1 protein-coding gene is annotated in these 1290 nt (G+C 69.8%); it reads right to left on the bottom strand.

What is annotated here, in order from left to right; all coding sequences use genetic code 11:
* Positions 1–80 precede the first annotated feature (80 nt).
* Complete coding sequence (locus ACFVZW_RS37090) at positions 81–1205, bottom strand: GuaB3 family IMP dehydrogenase-related protein (RefSeq protein WP_376436577.1); 1125 nt, start codon at positions 1203–1205, stop codon at positions 81–83.
* Between the last annotated feature and the right edge of the window lie 85 nt (positions 1206–1290).

Here is a 1290-nt window from a genome sequence, read left to right as displayed (position 1 = left end):
CCACCAATACACCCAGTCTTATTCTTGGGTCACCCCCCCTTGTTTGTCCGGCGCCCCTCTCCGTACGTGACGGAAGAACGTCAGCGCTTGTGCTGCGCGTCCGCGACCGTGACCTCGACGCGCTGGAACTCCTTGAGCTCGCTGTAGCCCGTCGTCGCCATCGCGCGGCGCAGGGCGCCGAAGAAGTTCATCGAGCCGTCCGGGGTGTGCGACGGACCGGTGAGGATCTCCTCGGTCGTGCCGACGATGCCCAGGTCGACCAGCTTGCCGCGCGGCACGTCCTCGTGGACGGCCTCCATGCCCCAGTGGTGGCCCTTGCCCGGCGCGTCCGTGGCGCGGGCCAGCGGGGAGCCGATCATGACCGAGTCGGCACCGCAGGCGATCGCCTTCGGCAGGTCGCCCGACCAGCCCACACCGCCGTCGGCGATGACGTGGACGTACCGGCCGCCCGACTCGTCCATGTAGTCCCGGCGGGCCGCGGCCACGTCGGCGACCGCGGTCGCCATCGGGACCTGGATGCCGAGCACGTTGCGCGTGGTGTGCGCCGCGCCGCCGCCGAAGCCGACCAGGACACCGGCCGCGCCGGTGCGCATCAGGTGCAGGGCCGCGGTGTACGTGGCGCAGCCGCCGACGATGACCGGGACATCGAGCTCGTAGATGAACTGCTTGAGGTTGAGCGGCTCGGCCGCGCCCGAGACGTGCTCGGCGGAGACCGTGGTGCCACGGATGACGAAGATGTCCACGCCGGCGTCGACGACGGCCTTGGAGAACTGCGCGGTGCGCTGCGGGGAGAGCGCGGCAGCGGTGACCACACCCGAGTCGCGCACCTCCTTGATGCGCTGCCCGATCAGCTCTTCCTTGATCGGAGCGGCGTAGATCTCCTGCAGACGGCGCGTCGCGGTCGCCTCGTCCATCTCGGCGATCTCGTCGAGCAGCGGCTGCGGGTCCTCGTACCGGGTCCACAGACCCTCGAGGTTCAGCACGCCGAGGCCGCCCAGCTCGCCGATGCGGATCGCGGTCTGCGGCGATACGACCGAGTCCATGGGGGCGGCCAGGAACGGAAGCTCGAAGCGGTAGGCGTCGATCTGCCAGGCGATCGAGACCTCCTTCGGGTCCCGGGTGCGCCGGCTCGGTACGACGGCGATGTCGTCGAACGCGTACGCCCTGCGGCCGCGCTTGCCGCGCCCGATCTCGATCTCAGTCACGATGTGTGGCCTTTCCCTCTACGTCTGCGCCTACCAGTATCCCCGACACAAGCGCGTGGGGCGGTTCCGGCCACATGCCGGAACA

It is taken from the genome of Streptomyces sp. NPDC059567 (assembly GCF_042735655.1).
GTDB lineage: Bacteria > Actinomycetota > Actinomycetes > Streptomycetales > Streptomycetaceae > Streptomyces.
Note: the sequence above shows the minus strand (reverse complement) of the source record. Positions and strands in the feature narration are given on the sequence as shown.